Genomic DNA, 418 nt, shown 5'->3' with positions numbered 1-418 from the left:
CGATCGCGCTGGCAGAGAGCGCTGGATGATTTTCCACAGTATTACCATCACGCTTGGTTTCTATGATGTGATGCAAGCGGTACACCAACAAAATCAAGAGGCATATCGTGATGCTATGCACCGTGCTTTGGAAATGCATCAAGAGTGGTGGACGCATGATAAAGATTTTAGCCAAAGGGAAACGGGGTATGTGTCACTGCCGTTGCTCACAGCGGCTAAATACGCCAAAGAAAAGTATGGATTGACCCTTGATGTTGAGTCAGGATATTTACCTACTTATGTATTGTCAAACTCGTAAACAGTGAAGTAAAAATGATCGGTGGCGTTGTTGCCGATCATTACACTGATTGTCACAGTTCCCTAGCGTTATTGAGCGGTTCTACTACTGCGTTAAGTCGCGTGGCGTGATGGATGCAAC

The 418-nt window shown here is 45.7% G+C and carries 1 protein-coding gene; it reads left to right on the top strand.

The genetic code is table 11. From position 1 onward, the window contains the following. On the top strand, positions 1–298 hold a 298-nt coding region (locus A3712_RS19895; RefSeq protein WP_197465876.1), incomplete at its 5' end, for an Imm49 family immunity protein. Positions 299–418: the final 120 nt, after the last annotated feature.

It is taken from the genome of Vibrio sp. HI00D65 (assembly GCF_001635455.1).
Taxonomy (GTDB): Bacteria; Pseudomonadota; Gammaproteobacteria; order Enterobacterales; family Vibrionaceae; genus Vibrio.
Note: the sequence above shows the minus strand (reverse complement) of the source record. Positions and strands in the feature narration are given on the sequence as shown.